Raw genomic sequence first — 23105 nt, 5'->3', positions numbered from 1 at the left:
TACCCGCATGAAGTTTATCGCGGGCGCTGTGCTGCTCTGCCTGGCTTCGGCCGGTGCCCACGCTGCCACCGTCGTTGCGGGCGGTGCCACGTTGCCGGCGGTGGGTTACGCTGGCTTCGGTACGTCCAGCCGTCTGATGACCCCGAGCGCCACGTCGTACCTCGGCGTGTACTCGGCTGCCCACAGCAGCGTCTCCATCTCGTACTGCCAGACCGGCAGCGGCGCGGGCAAGAACGTGCTTGCCAACTTCAACGGTAACAACGTGGCGATCGCGTGCGTTGTGCCGAGCCCGTCGACCAACCCGGTCGGCTTCGGCGGCACGGGTCTCACCCAGCCGCACTTCGTGGGTTCGGATTCGCCGCTCTCGACGGGTGATTACAACAACTACCAGAATGGTCGCACCGATACCGGCCATCAGCCGGTGCAGGTGCCGGCCGTGTCCGGCGCGATTTCCATCGCCTACAACCAGCCGAACATCACCGCCCTGAAGCTCAACGAAGACCAGCTGTGCCGTATCTTCTCGGGTGATATCAAGACCTGGAACGATTCGCGCCTGACCTCGGCCATCACGCTGAAGAGCGGCACCACCGTTCCGACCACCGGCATCAATGTCGTCTATCGCGCCGACGGTAGCGGCACGTCGTTCTCGCTGTCCAACCACCTTACCGCCAAGTGCGGTACGGCGTCGGTCGTCGACCCGACCGGTGCGAACGGCTTCCATGCCAATGGCGCTGCGCCGAACTTCAAGACGGACCAGGCGTTCGCCACCGCTGCCGCCGCGTATATCGCCAACTACTCGTCGAGCACGGCTGCCTCGGGCAACCAGGGCGTCGTCGACGCGGTGGTCGGTACGACCGGCACGATCGGTTATGCGGAAGCTGCCAACTCGGTGAATTCGGGTGCGCAGATCGCCTCGCTGAAGAACGACGTCGATAGCAGCCAGACCAGCCCGGCCACCTACGGCGGCACGAAGCTGCCGGTCGCCACCACCGATGACATGGTCATCAGCGCCACGCTCGGTGCGGGCGGTCGTGCCCTGCTGACCGGTCTGCCGAGCACGCCGGTCGTTGCGGGTTGCGTGAAGGTTGTCGACCCGGCCAAGTACGCCACCCCGGCGGCTGGCTACCCGATCGTGGCCGTGTCCTACCTGCTCGGCAACCGCACCGGCAATGGCACTCAGCTCGCCAATGTCAAGGGCATCCTGCTCGGCGTGTATGACGCCACCCCCACCACGGGGCTGCAGGCCAAGACCAAGACGATCGGCACCAACACGGGCCTGTCGTTCCTCTCGGTCTCGCCGGCGATCTCGAGCCTGGATACCTGCGTCGTCAACTAAGGAAGCGGGACGTCGAAGGGAAGCGACAGGAGGGAGGGGCGCCAGCCCCTCCCTTTTCCGCGTGCAAAACGTCGAAAAGTAAGAACCGGAGGCAAGGGTGCGGCGTCAACGTGGCTTCAGCCTGTTGGAAACCATCGCGGCCATGCTGCTGCTGGCGATCGTGTTCGGTACGCTCATGAAGATTTCGAGTGGCTCGCTGCATGCAACGTCGATGGTGCGGACGCGTGACCAGGCAGCGATGTGGGTCGATAGCAAGCTCGAGGCCCTCGGCCACACCGAACCGCTCGCGGAGGGCTCGACCAGCGGTCGCTTCGAGGGTGGCTACGACTGGCGGATGGGTATCGAGCGTTTGCCCGGCGGCCCCGACGAGTTGCGCCTTTACAGGGTGAGGCTCGATGTATCTTGGCAAGAGGCGGCGCGACCGGCACGCCTGTCGTTCACGACCTTGAAGCTCGAGACGGCGATCCCTGCGCCTGCCGCGACAACAGGCGAACCGGAATGACGCGGCACGCGGGCTTCAGCTTGCTGGAAGTGCTTGCCGCGCTGGCCCTGCTGGCGACTCTTCTGCTCGGGGTCTATGCCGGCGTCAGCAGTAGCTCCATGGCGGTGCGCCGCGGTACGGCAGTCATTGACCGCCTCGATGCGGTGCGCGGTGCACGCGAGTTCCTGCGGCGTGAACTATCCGAAGCGGCGGCGCTGCCGTGGGTCCTGGACAAGAACGAGGTGCCCGTTGTGTTCGACGGATCACCGGACCGGCTGCGCTTCGTCGCGCCGTTACCGGGCTACCTGGGCAAGCAAGGCATGCAGGTCATCACGGTGAAGATCGTGGTTGGCAAAGAGGGCGACCAACGGGTCGAGGTGATGTTCGCGCCCTTGCCAACCTCTGCCGGCGCGCTGCCATCCATGGATCCCGAGCCCCTCGTCGAGGGCATGCATGGCCTTTCGTTCCGGTTCGTGGATAAGGACGGCGCGCGCATGGAGCACTGGCGCGAACGTTCGCAGCTGCCTGCGTTGATCGAGATCCGCGCTGAAGGCAAGGACGAGGCCGCGTGGCCGGTCCTGGCCGTCTCGCCACGGCAGAGCCCTTGGGCGCTTGAGCCCGGCGCGATCGGTCGCGTGCTCGGCAAGGAAGACCCCAATGAACCGTGAGCGCGGTATTGCCCTGCTGGTGGTGTTGTGGGCCTGCACGTTGCTCGCCATCCTGGTCGGCGGCCTTGCTTCCCTGGCGCATCTCGAAAGCGAACAGGGGCGTTACGCCATGGCCGCGCAGAAGGCACGGTACGCGGCGGAGGCGGGGGTGATGAAGGCCATCCACGACGTCTACGAGCAGCGCCGCGAGGCACGTGAGCCGTTGGAGGGCGTGCGTTGGATAGGCGATGGCCAGCCGTTCGAGTTTGCGCTGGACGGCGCGCGCGTGACGGTCGTCGTCGAGGATGAGATCGGCAAGGTTGACCTGAACCGGGCGGACCCCACGATACTGGCTGCGCTCTTCGCCCAGGCTGGCGATGATCCTGCGAAAGCCGTGGACCTCGCCGCCGAAGTGGTCGCATGGCGAAGTGAAACCGGTGTGCCCGATGCCGAGAGCATGGCACGCTACCGTGCGGCGGGCCGCGCGTACGTGCCACGGCAGGCGCCGTTTCCCAGCATTGATGAACTGCAGTCGGTGTTGGGTATGGACGATAGACTGTTTGCCCGGGTGCAGCCGGTATTAACGATCTGGTCGGGGCGTACCAAGCCGGCGCCGTTCTATGCTTCGCCGTTGGTCCGTGCTACACTGGCGGGCCAGGCGCAGGGCGATGCGGTCGCTGAGTGGGTGCCAGGTTCTCCTACCATCACGATCGTGTCGAAGGGCGTCGCGGAGGGCATGTCCGTGACCCTTCGTGCCACCGTACGCCTCAGCCAGCTTACGGGCACGCCGAACCCCCGTCTGCCGCTCTACACGGTGTTGCGCTGGCAGGACGTGCCCCGCGGTTGACCCTCGCTTGCCGAAATCACCGGATTGCCATGTTCGCCGACACGCCACCGGCATCACCGGGTCATGTGGGCGAGCGATGTCGGAAGGGCCTTCTGCCCGGAGGCATGCCTGCGAGGACATCCCCATGGTTCGCGTCAAAACGATCGCGTGCGTCGTGCTCGCACTCACTGTACCTGCCGTCGCCGCCCAGGTGCTGCGTGGTGGCGGGGCAACGGCACCGTTGCTGGCATACACGGGCGATACGTCGCTCGTGCTGCAAACCCCTGGCACGGGGTCGCTGCTTGGCGCCTACACCGCCGCGGGGAACCCCGCGTCGACCTACTGCCCGACGGGCACCGGGACAGGCAAGCAGATCCTCGAGGGTGACCCTTCCCATCCGGTCAACAATCCCTGTCTTGGCACACCCTCTGGCTTCGGCAGCACCGGCTTGACGCAACCGCATTTCGTGGCGTCCGACCTCCCGTTGACGACGACGGATTACGCCACGTACCAGGCAAATCGCGGAGGGACGAAATCGCCAGTGCAGTTTCCTTCGTTGGTGACCTCCATCGCGATCTCGTTCAACCAGCCACATGTGACTTCCCTGCGGCTCACGGAAGTTCAGGTGTGCCGCATCTTTTCCGGCCAGATCAACCAATGGACGGACCCGCAGCTCGCCTCGGCGCTGACCATCATGCCGGGGATGGCGCCGCCGACGGGTCCAATCACCATCGTGTACCGTTCGGAAGCCAACGGTACGTCCTACAACTTCACGAACCACCTTTCCGCGATGTGCGGCGCGCAGCACCTCAACGTCGCCAACCAGTTCAAGACCGACGCGGCTTTTGCTACCGCGGCCGCGTCATACTTTCCCAGCTACGGGCGATCGGTCGGCGTGGCGGGGGATGCGAACGCCGTCAACTACATCCTGGGCAATGTCGGTGCGCTGGGCTTCACGGATGCCACCGACAGTGTCCTCGCCGGCGCGGATGTCGCCAAGGTAGTCAACGTAAGCAATGGTGTCGCCTACGATCCGATGGACGTGGGCAATCCGATGCCGGTGAACATCACATGGGATGTTGTGATGGGGACGTCGGGCTGGGTCCCTGTGGTCCCGGCCACCGGCTGTATCGGCGTGGTCGATCCGACGACCTACGCGACCCCCGCCAGCGGTTACCCCATTCTTGGGGTGTCCTACCTGACCGGTAGCGGCCAGGACAACGGTGCCGTTGCACTCAACGGGGTGCGGACCTTGCTCTACGCGCCATGGAACCCGGCGATCCGGGCCGCCACGGCGACCGTCGGGCCGGGCACGGGCTCGGCATTCCTGGTATCGACGGCGATGACCATGACCCGGATGGACACCTGCGTGAATTGAGCTTGCCGACTTCGTGCATTCGCGCCTCCCCGACGCGCAGATAAACGGCCATGCATACACCCACGTCACGACGTGGGTCGCAGATTGGCCTATATCGGAAACCGTGGGGGCGCGCGTGATCCAGGATCTGGCCGGGTGGTCGAAAGTGCTTGAGCTGATGCCGACCGCCATGTTCGTGCGGGACGCGTCGCATCGGTGGGTGTTCGTCAACCGCATCGGTTGCGAGTATTTCGGGGTGACGCCGGACGATGTCCTGGGCAAGACCGACGCCGACCTGTTTCCGCCCGAGCAGGCGGAGCGCTTCGCCCACGGCGACGATGCGGCCCTGCGCGGCCACGAAGTCATCGAAACCGAAGAGGCCGTGCACGACCGTCTCGGGCGGGCCCGCACCTTGCTCACCCGCAAGACCTGCATCGAACTCGACGGCAAGCCGCATGTGCTGGCCTCGGTGACCGACATCAGCGAACTGCGCGAAACCGAGGCCCATGTGCGCTGGCTGGCCTGCCACGACGCCCTCACCGGGCTGTCCAATCGCACCGCCTTGTTCAGCCGCCTGGACGCCGCCGTGGCGCGCGCGGCGGAGGGGACGGCGCGCTCGGCGTTGTTCTACCTCGACCTGGACGGCTTCAAGAAGGTGAACGACACCTACGGCCACCTCGCGGGCGACGAGCTCCTGACCCAGTTCGGCCAGCGCCTGCGCGGCGCCGTCGGTTTGAACGACGTGGTCGCCCGCATTGGTGGCGATGAATTCGCGGTGCTGCTGGAAGACAGTGGCGACCTGGACGTGGACGGCATGGCGGAAACGATTCTTTCGCTGGCCGCCACGCCGTTCGACGTGCTGGCCGCCAAGGCCTTCGTCGGCACCTCGATCGGCGTGGTGACGCTGGGTCGGGAGGCCGTGGCCTCCGGCGAGATGGCGCGCAAGGCGGATAGCGCGCTGTACGAGGCGAAGAAGCGGCGCAACCGTTACACCATCTATACCGACGCGCTGGACGCCTCGCTGGCCCACCGCCGCGAAGTGGAAACCGCGCTGGAACACGCGCTGGATAGCGGTGAAGGCCTGAGCCTGCACTACCAGCCGCTGGTCCGTGCGGTGGACGGCACCGTGATAGGCCTGGAAGCGCTGGCCCGCTGGCGTCACCCGACGCTGGGCGTCGTGCCGCCGGTGCAGTTCGTGGCCGTGGCCGAGGAAACCGGCCTCATCGGCCGCCTGGGCGAGTGGGTGTTGCGCACGGCCTGCGCGCGCATGCGTGGCGTGGACGACCTGTTCATCGCAGTAAATGTCAGCGCCGTGCAGCTGCGCGACGACCGCTTCGCCGATACGGTGATGGGCATCCTGGCCGAGACGCGCCTGCCGGCGCGGCGGCTTGAGCTCGAGATTACCGAGACGGCCATCGTCAACGCGGATGGCGGGGCGGTGCGGCTGTTGAAGCGCCTGCGCAAGGCGGGCGTGCGGATTTCCCTCGACGACTTCGGCACCGGCTACTCCAGCCTGACGCTGCTCAAAGACCTGGACGTGGACAAGGTCAAGATCGACCGATCCTTCGTGCAGATGGCCCCGCTGGCGGAAGACTCGGCGGCCATCGTCCGCGCGGTATCCAACCTTGGCGCGGCGCTGGGCTTGTGCGTCGTGGCGGAAGGCGTGGAAACCGAAGCCCAGCGGCAATTTTTGCGCGACGCCGGCTGCGACGAACTCCAGGGTTACCTGTTCTCGGCGGCCGTGCCGGAAGACCGGATCGAGCGCGTCACCGGGTTACTGCCGCCCGTGCCCGCGCTTCACTCAGCCGGGTAAGCGCCGGCCGGCATCGGCCAGGTGCGGCGCAGGTCGGGCATGCCGGGCATCGAGGTCGGCTGAGGCAGGGGCAGGGGCAACTGCACGCCCGCCAGGCCACCCGTCGCATCGCCGACGATGGCGATGACGCAACCACCGCTTTCCTGCGAGGTGCCGAAGGAGAGCCGGCCCCAGGGCATCTGCATCATCATGTAGCGGTTCGGCAGCATCGACGGTGCGGTCGGCAGGTTGGTTTCCGAGCTGGCCACGTGGAAGTGCTCGGTGATGTCCTGGCGGGTGAAGCAGGGCCGCTGCTCGAGCTGGATGGAGGTGAAGCGCGCCATCGGCACGTCGCCGCCTTCGTTGAAGCCGCGCACTTCCAGGGCCGACACGCGGAACCCGTCGCGGGTGACGAAGGGCATGCTGCGGACGATCTGCGAGGGCGCATCCGGGGTGGCGTGCAGGCCGCCCGGCACCTTCGCCGCCAGCTGGTCCACCGCGTTGGGCAGGGTGGCCATGGTGCCTTCGATCAGCTCCACCAGCGTCTTGTCGCTGCGCGGGGGCACCGCCGCGGCGGCCGGCAGGGCGGCAAACGCGGAGAGCAGGGCGGCAGTGGCAAGGAACAGGCGCATGCGGGCGGCTGGCAGGGAATCAGGGGCGCTAGTGTGCACGGTTTCGAATCATCGCGGGGCCCACCTTGTTCCCCTCAGGGTTCGCCCGGATATCCATGGGAACGCCCCAGCTGCCTGCCCGATGACATCTCCCCGTTTCGACAACGCCTTCGTCCATCAGTTGCCTGCCGACCCCGACACGCACCTGGCGCCCCGCCAGGTGACCGGTGCTGCGTTTTCGTGGGTGGAACCGACCCCCGTGGCCGCCCCGCGGACCGTGGCCGTGGCTGCCGACGTGGCCGCCATGCTCGGGATCGACCCGGCCCGCCCGGACTTTGCCGAGATCTTCGCCGGCAACGCCACGCTGCCGGGCATGACCGGCTACGCCATGGCCTACGGTGGCCACCAGTTCGGCCAGTGGGCCGGCCAGCTGGGCGACGGCCGGGCCATTGGCCTGGGCGAGATCCTGACCGCGCACGACGGCCGCCAGGAAATCCAGCTCAAGGGCGCCGGCCGCACCCCGTACTCCCGCGGCGCCGACGGCCGCGCGGTGCTGCGTTCGTCCATTCGTGAGTTCTTGTGCAGCGAGGCCATGCACCACCTGGGCGTGCCGACGACGCGAGCCCTCTCGGTCGTTGCCACCGGTGACGCCGTGGTCCGCGACGTGATGTACGACGGCCACCCGGCACCCGAGCCAGGCGCCATCGTCTGTCGTGTGGCGCCCACCTTCCTGCGCTTCGGCAATTACCAGCTGCCTTCGGCGCGGGGTGATACCGGGCTGCTGCGCCAGCTGGTCGACTTCACCATCCACACGCATTTCCCGGTGGTTGCCGCGCTGCCGGACGGCGAACGCCATGCCGCGTTCTTCCGCGAGGTGTGCGCGCGTACCGCGCGGCTCATGGCCGAATGGATGCGCGTGGGCTTCGTCCATGGCGTGATGAACACCGACAACATGTCGATCCTCGGCCTCACCATCGATTACGGCCCCTACGGCTGGGTGGACGACTTCGACCCCGACTGGACGCCGAACACCACCGACCGCATGCATCGCCGCTACCGTTTCGGCCACCAGCCGCGGATCGGTTACTGGAACCTGCAGGCCCTGGCCCAGGCGTTGTCGCCATTGTTCGACGGTGCGGAGGCGTTGCAGGCGGGGCTCGACCACTACGTCGAGGTGTTCGAAGCGACCGATGCCGCGTATGGCGCCGCAAAACTCGGCCTGATGCACGGGCGCGAAGGCGACGAAGCCCTGCTGGGCGACCTGCGTGGCGTGCTCACCGCGGGCGGCATGGACATGACGATCTTCTATCGCGACCTGGCCTTGCTGGACGTGGCGGCACCGCACGCGGGCGTGGTCGGCGCGGCGTTCTATAGCGACGCGCAACGCGTGGCCGTGGCGGACTCGCTCGAGGCCTGGCTGGTCCGCTATGCGGCGCGCGTGCGTGAGGATGAAACGGGCGAGAGCGAACGGCTGGCGCTGATGCACGCGAGCAACCCGCGTTACGTGCTGCGCAACTACCTCGCCCAGCAGGCGATCGACAAGGCGGAGCAGGGCGATAACAGCGGCGTGCTCGAGCTGCTCGACACGCTGCGTGATCCGTACGACGAACAGCCTGGCCGAGAGCACCTGGCCGCGCGCCGGCCTGAATGGGCGCGCGACCGGGTGGGGTGTTCGATGCTTTCCTGCAGCAGCTAAAGGCTTACCCGCGGGCGAAGGCGAGCAGGTCGGCGTTGAACTCGTCCTGCCGCGTGGTCACCAGGCCGTGCGGTGCGCCGGGGTACTCCTTCAGCGTGCCGTTCTTCAGGCGCTTCACGCCCTGCCGGGCGGCTGCGTCGATGGGCACGATCTGGTCGTCCGTGCCGTGGATCAGCAGCACCGGCACGTCGATCTTGTCCAGGTCCGGGCCGTAATCCACTTCGGAGAACTCGCGGATGCAGTCGTACTGGCCCTTCAGGCCGCCAAGCATGCCTTGCAGCCAGAACGATTCGCGCACGCCTTCAGAGACCTTCGCGCCTTCGCGGTTGTAGCCATAGAAGGGCAGGCTGAGGTCGCGGTAGAACTGCGAGCGGTCGTCCCACACGCCGTCACGGATGCCGTCAAACACGGCTTTCGGCAGGCCCAGCGGGTTGTTCTCGGTCTTGAGCATCAACGGCGGCACCGCGCCGACCAGCACCGCGCGCGCGACGCGGCTTGTGCCATGGCGGCCCATGTAGTGCGCGACTTCACCACCACCGGTGGAGTGGCCAACGAGGATGATGTCCTTGAGGTTCAGTGCCTCGATCACCGCGTGCAGGTCGTCGGCGTAGGTATCCATGTCGTTGCCGTCAAACGTCTGCGTGGACCGGCCATGGCTGCGGCGGTCGTGCGCGACGGTGCGAAAGCCGTTGTTCGACATGAACATCATCGGGGCATCCCACGCGTCCGCACTGAGCGGCCATCCGTGGGAGAACACGACCGGCTGGCCGTTGCCAAAGTCCTTGTAGAAAATCTCGGTGCCGTCTTTGACGCGTACGTAAGGCATGGGATGGCTCTCCAGCGGGGGGGCGATGTCGGGAATCCCGAGTCTCGCCGCTGGGCGCGCGCCGTTATTGGACAAAAACTGCCCATGGCGTACAAACGGTAGAATAGGCGGTTCCAGGCCCTCCCGAGATCCCCGCCGTGTCCGCCGGTACCGCTTCCGACGCCGCGCTTGAAGCGCTCTTCGTTCCCTTCGCCATCGGCGACCTCCGCCTGCCGGCCGAGGGCGGCGTGCTGATGCTGCGCGCCCGCGAAGGCTTTGCGTTGCGCGAACACAGCCGCGCCGGCTGGGTGCTCCAGCAGTCCTTCAAGCCCGCGGCGGATGCCCTTGCCCGCTACCGTTACACGGTGATTCCCGCGCCGCCCGCGGACCCTGGCACGTTCGAGCGGATCCTCGTGTTGCCTACACGCCAGCGTGAAGAAACGCGCGCGTTGTTCGCCCACGCGATGCGCCTGCGTTCACCGCAGGGCATCGTCGTCGCCAGCGTGCCCAACGCGGAAGGGGCGAAGACCGCCGAGTCCGATCTGGCGTTGCTGGCCGGTGGCGTCACCCAGGTGTCCAAGCATAAATGCCGCGTCTTCTGGACCCGGCCAGACGCCACGGCGGATGAAACCCTGCTCGCGGACTGGCTTGCCCTGGATGCGCCGCTGCCCATCGCCGATGGTCGTTTCGTCAGCCGTCGCGGGCTGTTCGCATGGGATCGCGTCGACGTCGCCTCCGCCTTGCTGGCCAGCGTGTTGCCTGCGGATCTGCACGGACGCGTGGCCGACCTCGGCGCGGGCTTCGGATACCTCGCCTGCGAAGTGATCGACCGCTGCGCCGGTGTCACCGAGGTGGCGCTGTTCGAAGCCGAGGGCAGGGCGCTCGATGCGGCGCGCCTCAATATCGAAGCCGCCGTGGCGCGCAGTGGCCGTGCCATCGCCACGCGCGTCGCCTGGCATGACGTCACCCAGGGGATCGACGGCCGCTACGACGTCATCGTCTCCAACCCGCCTTTCCACCAGGGCCGCGCCGACCAGCCTGAACTCGGCCGCGCCTTCATCGTTACCGCTGCCCGCGCGCTGGCGCCGAGTGGCCGCTTCTGGATGGTCGCCAACCGCCACCTCGCGTACGAAGCCACGCTGGAGGCCTGCTTCGCGCAGGTCCGCACCGTGGTCGATCGCGATGGGTTCAAGGTGATCGAAGCCAGGGAACCCCGCTCATGAAACTGGTAAGACTCCTCGCCAACCTCGGCTACGGCAGCCGCAAGCAGGTGGCCCAGCTGTTCCGCGAAGGCGCCGTCACGGATGCCGCGGGTGACGTGCTCTACGCCGACGACAAGGTGGAACACGCCGATGTGCGCTTCGAAGGCGAGCCGCTGGATCCCCCGCAGGGCATGATCCTGATGCTCAACAAGCCCACCGGTTACACCTGCTCGCGCAAGGACGTCGGGCGTCTCGTCTACGACCTGCTGCCGCCGCGCTTCGGCGTGCGCAATCCAGTGCTGTCCACCGTGGGCCGGCTGGATCGCGATACCTCCGGCGTGCTGCTGTTCACGGACGACGGCCCGCTGCTGCACAGGATCATCTCGCCGAAGAGCGCGCTGGCGAAGGTGTACGAAGCCACGCTGGCGGAAGACCTGCGCGGTGACGAGGGTGAGCTGTTCGCCGCAGGCACGTTGATGCTGGAAGGCGAGAAGGATCCGCTGGAACCCGCTGGCCTGGAGGTGCTCGGCACGCGCCACGTGCGGCTGACGCTGACCGAAGGCCGTTACCACCAGGTGCGCCGGATGTTCGCCGCCGTCGGCAACCACGTCGTCACCCTTGAGCGCATGGCCGTGGGTGGCCTCACCCTGGGCGGCCTTGAGCCCGGCACCTGGCGCCTGCTCACCCCGGAAGACGTCCGCACGCTGTTCGGCGGGTAGTTGTGGACGCGCCCTGCACGCGGGGTGCAGTATCCCAAGTCACCTTTGTCTGACTGGGGAGTGAGAGATGAGAAAGATCGCAATCGTGGCCGCAGGGCTGCTCGTGTGCGGCGCGGCGCAGGCCGCGGATACCAGCGTCACCGTCCCGATGACCATGGTCTCGACCGATGGCACCGGTACCTCGGTGGGTAGCGTCACCGTCAGCGAGAGCACCGGCGGCCTCGTCTTCACGCCCAACCTGAAGGGCCTGCCGCCGGGCGAGCACGGCTTCCACCTCCATGAGAAGCCGAGCTGCGCGCCGGGCGAGAAGGACGGCAAGAAGGACGGCAAGAAGGGCGCGGCCCTCGCGGCCGGCGGCCATTTCGATCCGGAACACACCGGCAAGCACGAGGGCCCGGATTCGGCCGCGGGGCATGAAGGCGACCTGCCGAAGATCACCGTGGGCGCGGATGGCACCGATACGACGGCCGTGACGGCGCCGCGGCTGAAGAGCCTGGCGACGTTGAAGGGGCATGCGTTGATGATCCATGCGGGTGGCGACAACTACGCTGATCAGCCGAAGCCGCTGGGCGGTGGTGGGGATCGGATTGCCTGCGGCGTAGTCAAATAACCGCTCGCGCTCCTACAACGCGGCGGTTGTAGGAGCGCACCCTGTGCGCGATCTTTTAGAAGAGGTCGATGCTACCGAGCGCCACCGGCGCCCCCAGCTCACCGCGTGCCGTGAGCTTCTCAAAGCCCTGCACGCTGTTGCGCCCGTTCTGCTTGGCGAAATACAGCGCCTTGTCCGCGCGATCCAGCACGATCTCCGGATAGTCGTTCTCGCTGATCAGCGCGTAGCCGATGCTTACCGTCACGTGGCCTACCTGGGGGAACGCCCAATTCGCCACGTGCTCGCGGAAACGCTCCAGCGCACCGGCCGCCGCCGCCTCGTCTTCGGAGGCGATGAGCATCACGAATTCCTCGCCACCAAAACGGAACAGCACGTCGTTCTGGCGGAAGCAGGCGCGCATCTGCTGCGCCAGCATCAGGATCACCTCGTCGCCGTACACATGGCCCCAGGTGTCGTTGATGCGCTTGAAATGGTCGATGTCGAGGATGGCGAGGTAGATCTGCGCCACGTCCTCGATATGCGTGCGCCGCTCTTCGTCACGGCGCGCAGCACGCGCACGCTGGCGCTGCAGCTTCAGCAGGCGCTGCAGGCGCTGCTCGAAGCTGCGGCGGTTGTACAGGCCGGTGAGCTTGTCGCGCTCGCTCTCATTGAGCAGGGCAATGTAGTTCGCGTAGATGCGGGCGAAGCCTTCCACCATGGTGCGCACGCTGTCGAGCGTGTCCTCGGCTTCGAGCATCACCGCGCCGATAGCGGCGTGTTCGCGGATGATCGGCACCACGAGGCGGCATAGCCCCTCGTCGGTCACATCGGTGATCACTTCCAGCGTTTCCATGGCGCACACCATGGTTTCCACCGGGTCGCCATCGCGCATCGGCTCCACGGCTTCGACCACGCAGTGGCCATCGCTGTTGCGCAGGCAGACGGTGAGGGATTCCACCGGGTGCTGCAGCGTGTCGCCGCGCTTGCACAGGGTGACGCTCTTCACCGCCACCAGTTCGGCCATGGACAGCACGAGGCTGTGGTCCAGGGCGTCGATGTCGCGGTGATGGGTGAACTCGGCCACGGAGGCGAGCAGGCGGGATTCCGGCATGCCGCCGGCAAGCGAATGCCAGGGCGTCCTCACGGCCGCACCGAACCAGCGGCCTGAGGGCCGCGGATGAAGCTACGAAATGCCACCGAACGCATCCTCCCCCGAGAAGGGCCCCCTGTATGAGCCCGATGATCGCGGTACGCGGGATACCAACCCACGTCCCCTTGCACTCTATAGCGACCGTGAAGCCGCGAACTTTAGAGCAATTTCTCGCGGAGTGGCGAGATTTGTGAAGAGGGTCTCAAAAAACGGCGTTAGATCGTGGCAACGCCCGCGGGCCAATGGCTGAGCAAACCGCGGTCCACACCCACCCGTCGGCACGAGCGCGTCGCCACGCCATCGGTGAGCGCGGCGCGGAACAACGGCGCCATGCCGCGCAGGGTGGCCGTGGCCACGCGGCCCTTCATCTGGTCGGCGGCGCTGCGCCGGAGCAGGTCGCTGGCCCAGGGCGGGAGCAGGGCGGCACCGGCATGCAGGAAGATGTCGCGCGACAGCCCGGCCAGCGGCACGGGCAGGTCCAGGTCGGCCAGCACCTCGAGCACCACGCGGGTGCGCTCGGTGTAAGCCAGGGTCGGGATGATGTCGCGCACGTAGTCATCCAGCGCCGCCACCGAGCCCGGCACGTCGCGGGCGCCCAGGGCTTCGGCCACGCGGCGGGTTTCGTCCAGGTAGGCATCGGCGGCGGCGGCCGGTACGTCCATCGGGCCGTAGGCGCGGAAGCCGGCCAGGAAGCTGGCCATCTCGCTCACGTGCACCCAGGTCAGCAGGTCCGGGTCGTCGGCCGAGTAGGGCTGTCCGGCTTCGTCCAGGCCGCGCACGTTGGCGTGGATGCTGCGCACGCGGGCGATCATCGCGTGCGCCTCGGCGGTGGGCGCGTAGGTCGTCCCGCCGACGAAGGCCGTGGTCCGGCGCAGGCGCCCGACCAGATCCTCGCGGAAGTTCGAGTGGTCCCACACGCCCGCCAGCGCGCGCGGATGCAGCGTCTGCAGGTACAGCGCGCACAGGCCGCCGGCGAGCATCCCGCAGAAGTCGTTATGGATGCGCCAGGTGACCGAGTTCGGCCCGAACAGGCCGGGGTCGCCCGCGGGGTGCTCGTAGTCGATGCCGCCGGTGGGCGGCTTGGGGAAGGCCGTCATCACCCAGCGCCGGATCGGCGCGGTGGCGGGGCGAAGCAGGGTGCGCAGCATCGCTCAGTCCCCCGACCACCAGCCGCGCCACTTAAAGAACCACACCGGCAGGATCATGCTCACGACGATGATCAGCAGGGCGACGGGGTAACCCCAGTGCCAGTCCAGCTCCGGCATGTACTTGAAGTTCATGCCCCAGATGCCGGCCAGGATCACCGGCGGGATCGTGGCCACCGAGGTCACCGTCAGCACCTTCATCACGTGGTTCTGGTCGGTGCTGATGAAGCCCAGCGTGGCATCGAGCAGGAACTGCAGCTTGTTGGTCAGCTGGTCGTCGAACTCATCCAGCGTGCGCAGGTCGTGTTCGACCACGCGCAGGCGCACCTCCACCGCATCGCCCATCCAGTCCGGTTTCTTCGCACGGACGAAGGACACGATGCGCTGTACGCCGAGCATCGAGGAACGGTTGCGCGACTGCAGCCCTTCCAGGCGGCCGACTTCCAGCATGCAATCGCGCAGGATCGGCGTACCCAGCCGCTCGGGCGTGAACACCCGGTCGGAGAGCTTCTTCAGTTCGGCGGAGACGTCTTCCATCCGCTGCGCGGCCAGGTTCACGATGGCCTCGATCAGGGTGGCCAGCACGTCCGCGCTGGAATCCCAGTGCTGGTGCGCGCAGCTTTCGTTGGCCAGGTCGAACGCTGGCGACGAGGTGAAGCGCAAGGTCATCAGGACATGGTTGGTCACCACCAGGCCGACCGGCTGCGGCGCGTGGCCGTTGTCGGTATCGGCGAAGTAGGGGATCGACAGGTACATCGCATCGTCGTCGGTGCGGATGCGGCTGGACAGCGCCAGGTTGACGATGTCGGAGCGCTCGGGAACGCGCAGGCCGGTGATCTCGGCGGCGCAGCGGCGCTCGTCCTCGGTGGGTTCGAGCAGGTCGATCCAGATCGGCGCCTTGGGGCGGCCCATCCCGGGCATCCAGATCGTGGGGCGTTCGTGTTGGCCGTGTTCGTGGACTATCAGCACGTGCGTTGGGTATCCCAGGCTACCAAAGACGCGCCGCCGGGCTGGCCGGCGGCGCGGGGCAGTTTACGCCTCCAGAGTGGCGTCGAGCGTGATCTCGGCCCGGAGCACCTTCGATACCGGGCAGCCTTCCTTTGCCTGCTTCGCGATCTCGGCGAACTTGGCCTGGTCGGTGCCGGGGATCTTGGCCTTGGTGGTGAGGTGCACCTTGGTGATGGAGAAGCCTTCCCCGTCCTTGGCCAGGGTGACGTCGGCCCGGGTCTCGATCCGGTCGGCCGTGAGGTTGTTGTTGCCCAGCATCAGCGACAGCGCCATGGTGAAGCACGCCGCGTGCGCCGCGCCGAGCAACTCCTCCGGGTTGCTGCCCGGGCCATCCTCGAAGCGCGAGGCAAACCCGTAGGGGGCGTCCTTGAGTACCCCGGTCTGGCTCGAGATGAGCCCCTGGCCTTCCTTGATGTTTCCGGTCCAGACAGCCTTACCCCATTTCTGCATGATCTCTCTCCTGTGGGTGATGGATTGTGCTCGTGAAGGCGCGCATGATTTGATCTTCGACAACGCTAGCGCCCGGTCCATCGAGAGAATGCGAAAGAGCGCTCCGGATAGCTTGGAGAGAACGACGATGAGTGCGACGGCAAAACCGCTGGACATCAAGCACGACCGGGCCAACGCGGTGTTCCAGGTAGAGGTGGACGGCCAGGAATGCGTGCTGGAGTACCGCCTGGAAGGCAAGACCATGGTGATTACCCACACCGGCGTGCCCAGCCCGGTGGCGGGGCGCGGCATCGCCAACCTGCTCACCCGCAAGGCGGTGCAGTGCGCGGAAGCCTCCGGCTGGAAGGTGCATCCCGCCTGTTCCTACGCCGACACCTGGTTCAAGCGGAACACGGAGTTCGCCAACCTGCTGGTGTGACCCGGCAAAGGCACCGGGTGTGCTAGGTTTCACCGCACCTACACACCCGAGCCCACCCGATGCGTACAACCTGGATCGCCGCCGCCGTAGCGCTTGCCTGTGCCACCGCTGCCCAGGCCGAACCCGCCCCGAAAGCTGACGATCCGCGCATCGCCGCCATCCTGGACGGCCTGGCCAAGGTCCGCACCGTGGAATCGGTGGCGCTCTCGCCCGATGGCAAGCACCTGGCCTGGGCCGTGAAGACCGACGGCAAGCCGGTGCTGGAAGTGGCCGACGCCGATGGCCACAACGCCCGCCGCGTGACGGCCACCAAGGGCTGCAGCGAAACCAGCGTCGCCTGGGCCCCCGATTCGAAGCACCTGGCCTTCCTTTCCGACTGCGCCGGCAAGACCGCGGGCGTGGAAGAGGGCAAGCAGAACGACATCAACGTCGTCGACATCACCAGCAAGGCCGCGCCGAAGCGGCTCACCCACCTCACCGGCTACGTCGACGGCCTGTCCTGGTCGGCCGACGGCAAGCAGCTCGGCTTCCTCTACGTGCCCAACGCCACCCGCCGGGCCAGCGCCACCGCCGCGGCCAAGCCGCAGCTGGGCGAGGTAGGCGTGGAAGGCATCGAGGTGCAGCAGGTGGCCACGGTGGACGCCGCCGGCGGCGCCGTCCACGTGCTCTCCCCGGCGGGCCTGCATGTCTACGAGTACGCACTTTCGGCCGACGGCAAGCGCATCGCCTACGTGGCCGCGCAGCCGCCCGGCGACAACAACTGGTGGGTGGCCAAGCTCTACGTGCAGCCGGCCACCGCCGGTGCGAAGAACGAGGTGGTGGTGGATACCAGCACCTTGCAGGGCGGCCTGAAGGACCTGCAGATGGCCGTGCCGCGCTTCTCGCCGGACGGCTCGCGCATCGCCTTCATCGGCGGCCTGATGAGCGACCAGGGTTCCACCGGTGGCGATATCTGGACGGTGCCGGCCAGCGGCGGCACGCCCACCGATATCACCCCGAACACCCACACCACGCCGGTGTGGCTCTCCTGGGCCGCCGACGATCGCCTGATCGTCTCCGAGCAGGTGGCCGGTTCGAGCCGGGTCTCCAGCTACGCCGTGCCGGCGCAGGGCGCCGCCACGCCGACCACGCTGTTCGACCTGCCGATGTCGCTGGGCGATGGCCGCCTGTCGATGTCGCTGTCACTCAGCCAGGACAACAGCCACGCCGCGTTCATCGCCAGCGCGTTCGACAAGCCGTTTGAAGTGCACGTGGCCGACCTGGCGGGCAAGGCCGCCCCGGTGGCCGTCACCGCGTTCAACGCCGGCCTCAAGCCCTCCTGGGGCAAGGCCGAGTCCATCACCTGGAAGAACGAAGGCCATGACGTGCAGGGCTGGCTGCTGTACCCGGCCAACTACAACCCGTCGAAGCGCTACGGCATGATCGTCTCGATCCACGGCGGCCCCGCCGCGGCCGTGCTGCCGCGCTGGCCGGGGCAGGGCTACGGCCCGGCGCCGCTCTCGGCCCTCGGCTACTTCGTGTTCATGCCCAACCCGCGCGGCAGCTACGGCCAGGGCGAGGCGTTCGTCCAGGCCAACCGCAAGGATTTCGGCTACGGCGACCTGCGCGATGCGCTGGCCGGCGTGGACACCATCGAGAAGAGCCACCCGGTGGACGATCACCGCCTCGGCCTCACCGGCTGGAGCTACGGCGGCTTCATGACCATGTTCGCCGTGACCCAGACCGACCGCTTCAAGGCGGCCGTGGCCGGGGCCGGCATCTCCAACTGGCAGAGCTATTACGGCCAGAACCTGATCGACCAGTGGATGAAGCCGTACTTCGGGGCCTCGGTGTATGACGACCCGGGCGTCTACGGCAAGAGCTCGGCCATCAATTACATCAAGAACGTGAAGACGCCCACCCTGGTGGTGGTCGGCGAACGCGACGCCGAAACCCCGGCACCGCAGTCGTTCGAGTTCTGGCACGCCCTGCGGGCCCAGAACGTGCCCACGTCGCTGGTCGTTTACCCCGGTGAAGGCCACGGTTTTGCCCGTGAATCCAGCCGCCGGGACGTCCTGGCCCGGGCCCTGGCCTGGTTCGACACCTACCTGCGCGAGCCGGCCAAGGGCAAGTGATTGCGTTTTTCCGCCGAGCCAGCATCATGCGTCCGGCGGAACATTAAAGTAAGGAAGCCCCGTGGCCGATAAGCAGGGGATGATTGGATGGTCCCAGCGCCTGGCTAAGCCGGGTCGGAGCAAGGCGTGCTGACAACCAGCGTCGACAGCGGCATGCACCATGCCGCCTCGCATTGCGCGCGCTGGCCCTTTATCGGGCCGGGCGATGTCAGCTGCTCGGGATTCAGCACCAGCGGCGCCGGCCTCGGCTGGCTGGTCTCGCTGGTGGTGGTCTGTGCCGTGGCCTCGGTGGTCATCGGCATGCTCATGGCCCAGCGCCGCAAGCTCAACGCCCGCCTGAAGGATCCGCGCGAGGAAACCCGCCGGGCCCTGGCCTTCCATGCCTACCACGACACCCTGACCGGCCTGCCCAACCGCGCCTTCCTGATGCACGAACTGGAAGAGGCGCTGAAGGAGCCGCTGGACGGCATGCTCGCGGTGATGTTCATCGACCTCGACGGCTTCAAGTCGATCAACGACACGCTCGGCCACGAGGCCGGCGACACCTTCCTGCGCGCCGTGGCCACCTCGCTGCGCAGCAGCGTGCGTGAACGCGACACCGTGTCGCGCTTCGGCGGCGACGAGTTCGTCGTGGTGGTCAAGTCGTACGGCGGCCTGGAGAACCTGGTGCGGGTGTGCCGCAAGGTGCTCGACCTGGTCTCGCAGCCGGTCAACGTGGCGGGCCAGCTGGTGGCGGTGAGCCCCAGCATCGGCGTCGCCATCGCACCGAAGGACGGCCACGTCGCCGAGGCACTCATCCGCAATGCCGATGCCGCGATGTATGCGGTGAAGGAAACCGGCAAGGCCGACTTCCGTTTCTACGAAGAAGGCATGCTCGAGGCCGCGCGCGAGCGCCTGGCCCTCACCGTGGAACTGCGCGAAGCCCTGCAGCGCGGCGAACTCGACGTGGAATACCAGCCCAAGCGCAACCTGCGCGACGGCACCCTCGCCGGCGTGGAAGCGCTGGCGCGCTGGCACCATCCGGTGCGCGGCGATGTCCCGCCCACGCTGTTTGTCGCGGTGGCCGAGCGCTCCGGGCTCATCCACGCGCTGGGTGAATACGTGCTGCGCTCGGTGCTGGCGCAGCTGCAGGCCTGGGATGCCGCCGACCGCCATGTGGATTACGTGGCAATCAACCTTTCCATGCACGAGCTCAGCCGGCCGGCCTTTGTCGAGACGCTGCACCGCGTGGTCCGCTCGTTCGGCGTGGATCCGACGCGCATCCGCTTCGAGCTCACCGAATCCACCGCCATGCGCGAGCCGGAAGAAACGCTGCGCCAGCTGGTGAAGCTGCGTTCGCACGGCTTCGACCTGCTGATCGACGACTTCGGCGCCGGCTACTGGAACCTCAGCCACCTGCGCGAACTGCCGGTGGGCACCATCAAGATCGACCAGAGCTTCGTCCGCGGCAGCGACCTGAACCTGGCCGACCGCGAGATCACCGAGGCCATCGTCGGCCTGGCCAAGAAGCTCAACATGCGCACCATCGCCGAAGGCGTGGAAACCGAAGCGCAGGCGGACTGGCTACGCAACCTGGGCTGCGATATCGGCCAGGGGTATTTCTTCGCACGCCCCATGACGGCGGATGCGTTCAGCCGTTACCTCGATCCATCGATGGCTTATGCAGGCTGAGCGTCCGCACCGGCCGCTCCGCTTTCCGCTGTTGCGCGCCCTCCTGCTTGCCTTGCTGGCCTGCGTTTTCGCGGGCGGTGCCCTCGCACAGGTGGCACCGAAGGTGGGCGTCGATCCCTGGGCCGCGTATGAAACCGCGTGGTTCGACACCGTCGGCGTTGCCGACGGCCTGCCGCATTCCACCACCACGGCCATCGTCCAGGACAAGGCCGGGCTGATCTGGATCGGCACCTTCGGCGGCCTGGCTCGCTACGACGGTTACCGCATGCAGGTGTTCGGCCAGGAGCCGGATTCCTACGGTGGCGCCGTGTTGCCCGACGCCTACGTGCGCGCCCTGATGCCGCTGGACGACGGTGGCCTGCTGGTCGGCACCAATGCCGGTGGCTTGCTGCGCTTCGACCCCAACACGGTGCGTTTCCATCTTTATCCGGTGGGCAAGGGCGGTACCTCGCACGGCAAGATCTTCGCCATCGCGCGCTCGCGCGAGCCGGGCATTTTCTGGATTGCCACCGAAGGCGGCCTGGACCGGCTGGATATCACCACCGGCAAGATCACCCACGCGTCCGGGCTGCCGGGTGACGATACGTCGATGGTGCCGCGTACCTTCGCGGTCACTGAAGACCGCGCCGGCAACGTCTGGGTCGGCCTGGACAATGGCGTGTTCGTGCGCCGGCCCGGTGGCCACTTCACGCGCGTGGTGTCGGCGGATCCGGAGATCGATCCCATCCTGCACGACCAGGCATGGGCTGTGTACGAAGACAGCAAGGACCGCATGTGGATCGGCACCGGCCAGTCCGGCGCGGTGTACATCACGCCCGACGGCCACGCCCACGCCGTACCCGGGTATTCCGGCAAGACCGGCCTGGCGCGCCGCCGCACCATCCGTGCGTTCCGCGAAACGCCCGAGCACGTGCTCTGGGCCGCCACCGATGGCGCCGGCGTGGTCACCTACGATTTCAACACCGGCCAGCTGCGGGCGCTGTCCCACGATGCGGCGATGGGTTCGTCGTTGCCCGGTGATATTACCCGCGACATCCTGCAGGACCGGGCCGGCAATATCTGGGTGGCGACCGAGCTGGGCGCCGCGCATTACGACCCGAACGGCCGCAAGGTGTTTTCCGTGCTGCCGTCGCCGCTGCAGTCGCACACGCTGTCGAACGCGAACGTGCACGCCGTGTTCGTCGACCCGCGCGGCCGCGTGTGGCTGGGCCTGGGCATGGGCCGCATCGACGTGCTGGATCTCGGCAGTGGCGGCATGCGCCACCTGCAGCTAGGCGGCGAGCAGGCCGAGCGCGACGTGCAGGCGTTCGTGGTCGCGCCGGACGGCTCGATCTGGGCGGGCGCGCAGGGCATCTCGCGCATCGACTCCAATACCTTCGCGCTGACGAGTTCGCTGATTCCCAGCCTCGATGGCCGGCTGATCCTTTCGATGCAGCGCGACGGCAACGACCTGCTCATCGGCACCTATGACGGCCTGTTCCGTTACAACACGCTCACCGGTGCGCTGCGCCAGATGCGCCACGACGAGAAGGATCCGCGCAGCCTCGTCGGCGACCAGGTGCGCCACATCGTGCGCATGGCCAACTCGTGGTGGTTCGCCACCATCAGCGGCATCAGCATCGCTTACGACGGCGAACCGGGCTTCACGAATATCCACCACGACCCGGCCGACCCGAAAAGCCTACCGCAGGATTACACCGGCTCGATGGCCTTTGATTCACACCATCGGCTGTGGCTGGGCACCTTTGGCGGCATTGCCTACCTGGATGATTTCCGCGAGCGCGGGCCCTTCCAGTTCGGTGTCATCGGTGCCCGCGAGGGCCTGGTGAACACCAAGATCAACGCCTTGCTGGTGGACCACGACGACCGTGTGTGGGCGTCGATGGCCAATGGCGTGGCGATGGTCGACGCCGCCAGCCACCGGGTGTTTGACCTCGGCATCCGCGATGGCCTGCGCATCCCCAGTTACATTCACCGTTCGGCGGCCGAGGCGCCGGGTGGCGAGCTGATGTTCGGCGGTCTGGGCGGCCTCACCGTGGTGCGGCCGTACTGGGTGGCCCCGCAGATGGCGACGCCGCGCCTGACGGTGACGCATATCGCCATGAACGATAAGTCCGTGCCGCTGGCGGAATTGCCGGGCGAGGGCGGGCGTATTCGGGTGAGCGGTGACGGCCGTAACCTGCGCGTGGATTTCGCCCTGCTGGATTACCGCGCCCCGCAGGAAACGCATTACGCGTATCGCATGGATGACGCGGATACCGCGTGGAATGAAGTGGCGCGTGGGATCCCGCCGAGTGCGATCTACACGAACCTTTCCAGTGGGACCTACACGCTGCGCCTGCGCGCGACGATGCGCGGGCTGGATGCGCGCACGATCGAGACATCCGTGCGCGTGGAGGTGGTGCCGCGCTGGTATGAGAGCCCGTGGACGCTGCTGTTGGGCGTGGCCTTGGCCGTGGCGGCGTTCTTTGGCCTGGTGTACCTGCGCACGCTGTTCCTGCGTCGCCGCGCCGAGCTGTTGCAGGCGCAGGTGGAGGCACGCACGCGTGACCTGAAGGCGGCGAATGAGCGGCTGGATCACCTGGCGGGTACGGACGAGCTCACCGGCTCGCTGAATCGCCGTCGTTTCCTTGAGCAGGCGGAGCGCGTGCGCCAGGGGGCGGCGAAGGATGGGATTCCGTTTAGCGTGGTGTTGCTGGATATCGATGACTTCAAGTCGGTGAACGATACGTTCGGCCATCTGGCGGGCGATACGGTGATCCGCGAGACGATGCGGGTGATTTCGTCGATGTGCCGGGCGGATGACCTGGCGGGGCGCTTTGGCGGCGAGGAGTTTATTCTTTGCTTGCCGGGGGCGTTGGCGGAGCATGCGCTGGATATCACGGAGCGGGTGCGCCATGCGCTGGCGTCGCAGGTGATCGTGCATGGGGATTACCGGATCCGGATTACGGTGAGCGCGGGCGTGGCGATGTGGCGTGCGCCGGAGTCGTTGAATTCGCTGTTGGGTCGGGCGGATGAGGCGTTGTATGAGGCGAAGAACGACGGGCGTAATCGGAGTCGGATTGCCAGCCTTTAAAGGTTTGGCTTT

Annotated in this window: 20 protein-coding genes; 14 read left to right on the top strand and 6 right to left on the bottom strand. The window is 67.1% G+C overall.

From position 1 onward, the window contains the following. The first annotated feature begins 7 nt into the window (after window positions 1-7). From FIV34_RS12670 to FIV34_RS12645, 6 genes are all read left to right on the top strand, one after another. Entirely contained in the window at window positions 8-1336 is a 1329-nt protein-coding gene (locus tag FIV34_RS12670; RefSeq protein WP_170207624.1) for a substrate-binding domain-containing protein, read from the top strand. Window positions 1337-1433: 97 nt separating this feature from the next. After that, a complete protein-coding gene (locus FIV34_RS12665) occupies window positions 1434-1838 on the top strand; it encodes a type IV pilus modification PilV family protein (protein ID WP_139983294.1) in 405 nt (134 codons plus the stop codon). Further along, on the top strand, window positions 1835-2485 hold the full coding sequence (locus FIV34_RS12660; RefSeq protein WP_139983292.1) for a prepilin-type N-terminal cleavage/methylation domain-containing protein: 651 nt from the start codon (window positions 1835-1837) through the stop codon (window positions 2483-2485). Before FIV34_RS12665 ends, FIV34_RS12660 begins: the two co-directional genes overlap by 4 nt. After that, window positions 2475-3311 carry a type II secretion system minor pseudopilin gene (locus FIV34_RS12655; protein ID WP_139983290.1) on the top strand — a complete coding sequence of 279 codons (837 nt, stop codon included), beginning with the start codon at window positions 2475-2477 and terminating at the stop codon, window positions 3309-3311. The genes FIV34_RS12660 and FIV34_RS12655 overlap by 11 nt, the downstream gene beginning before the upstream one ends. Window positions 3312-3435: 124 nt before the next feature. Beyond that, window positions 3436-4668 (top strand): substrate-binding domain-containing protein, encoded by a 1233-nt coding sequence (locus FIV34_RS12650; protein ID WP_170207623.1) that lies wholly within the window; start codon window positions 3436-3438, stop codon window positions 4666-4668. Window positions 4669-4783: 115 nt separating this feature from the next. After that, entirely contained in the window at window positions 4784-6460 is a 1677-nt protein-coding gene (locus FIV34_RS12645) for a putative bifunctional diguanylate cyclase/phosphodiesterase (protein ID WP_139983286.1), read from the top strand. Here FIV34_RS12645 and FIV34_RS12640 read toward each other — a convergent pair. Then, window positions 6445-7071 (bottom strand): hypothetical protein, encoded by a 627-nt coding sequence (locus FIV34_RS12640; protein WP_139983284.1) that lies wholly within the window; start codon window positions 7069-7071, stop codon window positions 6445-6447. The two genes, FIV34_RS12645 and FIV34_RS12640, sit on opposite strands and share 16 nt — an antisense overlap. 121 nt (window positions 7072-7192) lie before the next feature. Here FIV34_RS12640 and FIV34_RS12635 point away from each other — a divergent pair, with 121 nt between their 5' ends. After that, the gene (locus FIV34_RS12635; RefSeq protein WP_139983282.1) at window positions 7193-8746 is read left to right on the top strand and encodes a protein adenylyltransferase SelO; all 1554 of its coding nucleotides are present in this window, start codon (window positions 7193-7195) and stop codon (window positions 8744-8746) included. A gap of 4 nt (window positions 8747-8750) precedes the next feature. Here FIV34_RS12635 and FIV34_RS12630 read toward each other — a convergent pair whose 3' ends face one another. Then, the gene (locus tag FIV34_RS12630) at window positions 8751-9572 is read right to left on the bottom strand and encodes an alpha/beta fold hydrolase (RefSeq protein WP_139983280.1); all 822 of its coding nucleotides are present in this window, start codon (window positions 9570-9572) and stop codon (window positions 8751-8753) included. Between the two features lie 128 nt (window positions 9573-9700). Here FIV34_RS12630 and FIV34_RS12625 point away from each other — a divergent pair, with 128 nt between their 5' ends. The 3 genes from FIV34_RS12625 (at window position 9701) to sodC (ending at window position 12082) form a co-directional block, all read left to right on the top strand. Continuing rightward, window positions 9701-10774, top strand: a complete 1074-nt coding sequence (locus tag FIV34_RS12625) for a class I SAM-dependent methyltransferase (protein ID WP_425462921.1) — start codon at window positions 9701-9703, stop codon at window positions 10772-10774. After that, window positions 10771-11472: a pseudouridine synthase gene (locus FIV34_RS12620; protein WP_139983278.1), complete on the top strand. Its 702-nt coding sequence runs from the start codon at window positions 10771-10773 to the stop codon at window positions 11470-11472. Before FIV34_RS12625 ends, FIV34_RS12620 begins: the two co-directional genes overlap by 4 nt. Before the next feature lie 67 nt (window positions 11473-11539). After that, window positions 11540-12082: a superoxide dismutase family protein gene (gene sodC, locus FIV34_RS12615; protein WP_139983276.1), complete on the top strand. Its 543-nt coding sequence runs from the start codon at window positions 11540-11542 to the stop codon at window positions 12080-12082. Between the two features lie 55 nt (window positions 12083-12137). On the opposite strand, the gene FIV34_RS12610 is transcribed toward sodC, so the two are convergent. The 4 genes from FIV34_RS12610 to FIV34_RS12595 all read right to left on the bottom strand — a co-directional run bounded on the left by FIV34_RS12610 (window position 12138) and on the right by FIV34_RS12595 (window position 15814). Further along, window positions 12138-13205, bottom strand: coding sequence for a GGDEF domain-containing protein (locus FIV34_RS12610; RefSeq protein WP_139983274.1), 1068 nt, complete (start codon window positions 13203-13205; stop codon window positions 12138-12140). Between the two features lie 221 nt (window positions 13206-13426). Further along, window positions 13427-14359, bottom strand: coding sequence for an oxygenase MpaB family protein (locus FIV34_RS12605; protein WP_139983272.1), 933 nt, complete (start codon window positions 14357-14359; stop codon window positions 13427-13429). A gap of 3 nt (window positions 14360-14362) precedes the next feature. Next, window positions 14363-15268 carry a CorA family divalent cation transporter gene (locus tag FIV34_RS12600; protein WP_170207622.1) on the bottom strand — a complete coding sequence of 302 codons (906 nt, stop codon included), beginning with the start codon at window positions 15266-15268 and terminating at the stop codon, window positions 14363-14365. 120 nt (window positions 15269-15388) lie between these two features. Then, entirely contained in the window at window positions 15389-15814 is a 426-nt protein-coding gene (locus FIV34_RS12595) for an OsmC family protein (RefSeq protein WP_139983268.1), read from the bottom strand. Window positions 15815-15941: 127 nt separating this feature from the next. On the opposite strand from FIV34_RS12595, the gene FIV34_RS12590 reads away from it, so the two are divergent. The 4 genes from FIV34_RS12590 to FIV34_RS12575 all read left to right on the top strand — a co-directional run bounded on the left by FIV34_RS12590 (window position 15942) and on the right by FIV34_RS12575 (window position 23093). Beyond that, window positions 15942-16232: a GNAT family N-acetyltransferase gene (locus FIV34_RS12590; RefSeq protein ID WP_139983266.1), complete on the top strand. Its 291-nt coding sequence runs from the start codon at window positions 15942-15944 to the stop codon at window positions 16230-16232. A gap of 59 nt (window positions 16233-16291) precedes the next feature. Next, the gene (locus FIV34_RS12585; RefSeq protein WP_139983264.1) at window positions 16292-18346 is read left to right on the top strand and encodes a S9 family peptidase; all 2055 of its coding nucleotides are present in this window, start codon (window positions 16292-16294) and stop codon (window positions 18344-18346) included. A gap of 126 nt (window positions 18347-18472) precedes the next feature. Then, complete coding sequence (locus FIV34_RS12580; protein WP_139983262.1) at window positions 18473-20017, top strand: putative bifunctional diguanylate cyclase/phosphodiesterase; 1545 nt, start codon at window positions 18473-18475, stop codon at window positions 20015-20017. Continuing rightward, a complete protein-coding gene (locus FIV34_RS12575) occupies window positions 20007-23093 on the top strand; it encodes a ligand-binding sensor domain-containing protein (protein ID WP_139983260.1) in 3087 nt (1028 codons plus the stop codon). Before FIV34_RS12580 ends, FIV34_RS12575 begins: the two co-directional genes overlap by 11 nt. The last annotated feature ends 12 nt before the right edge of the window (window positions 23094-23105 follow it).

This window comes from Luteibacter pinisoli (genome assembly GCF_006385595.1).
Lineage (GTDB): Bacteria > Pseudomonadota > Gammaproteobacteria > Xanthomonadales > Rhodanobacteraceae > Luteibacter > Luteibacter pinisoli.
Note: the sequence above shows the minus strand (reverse complement) of the source record. Positions and strands in the feature narration are given on the sequence as shown.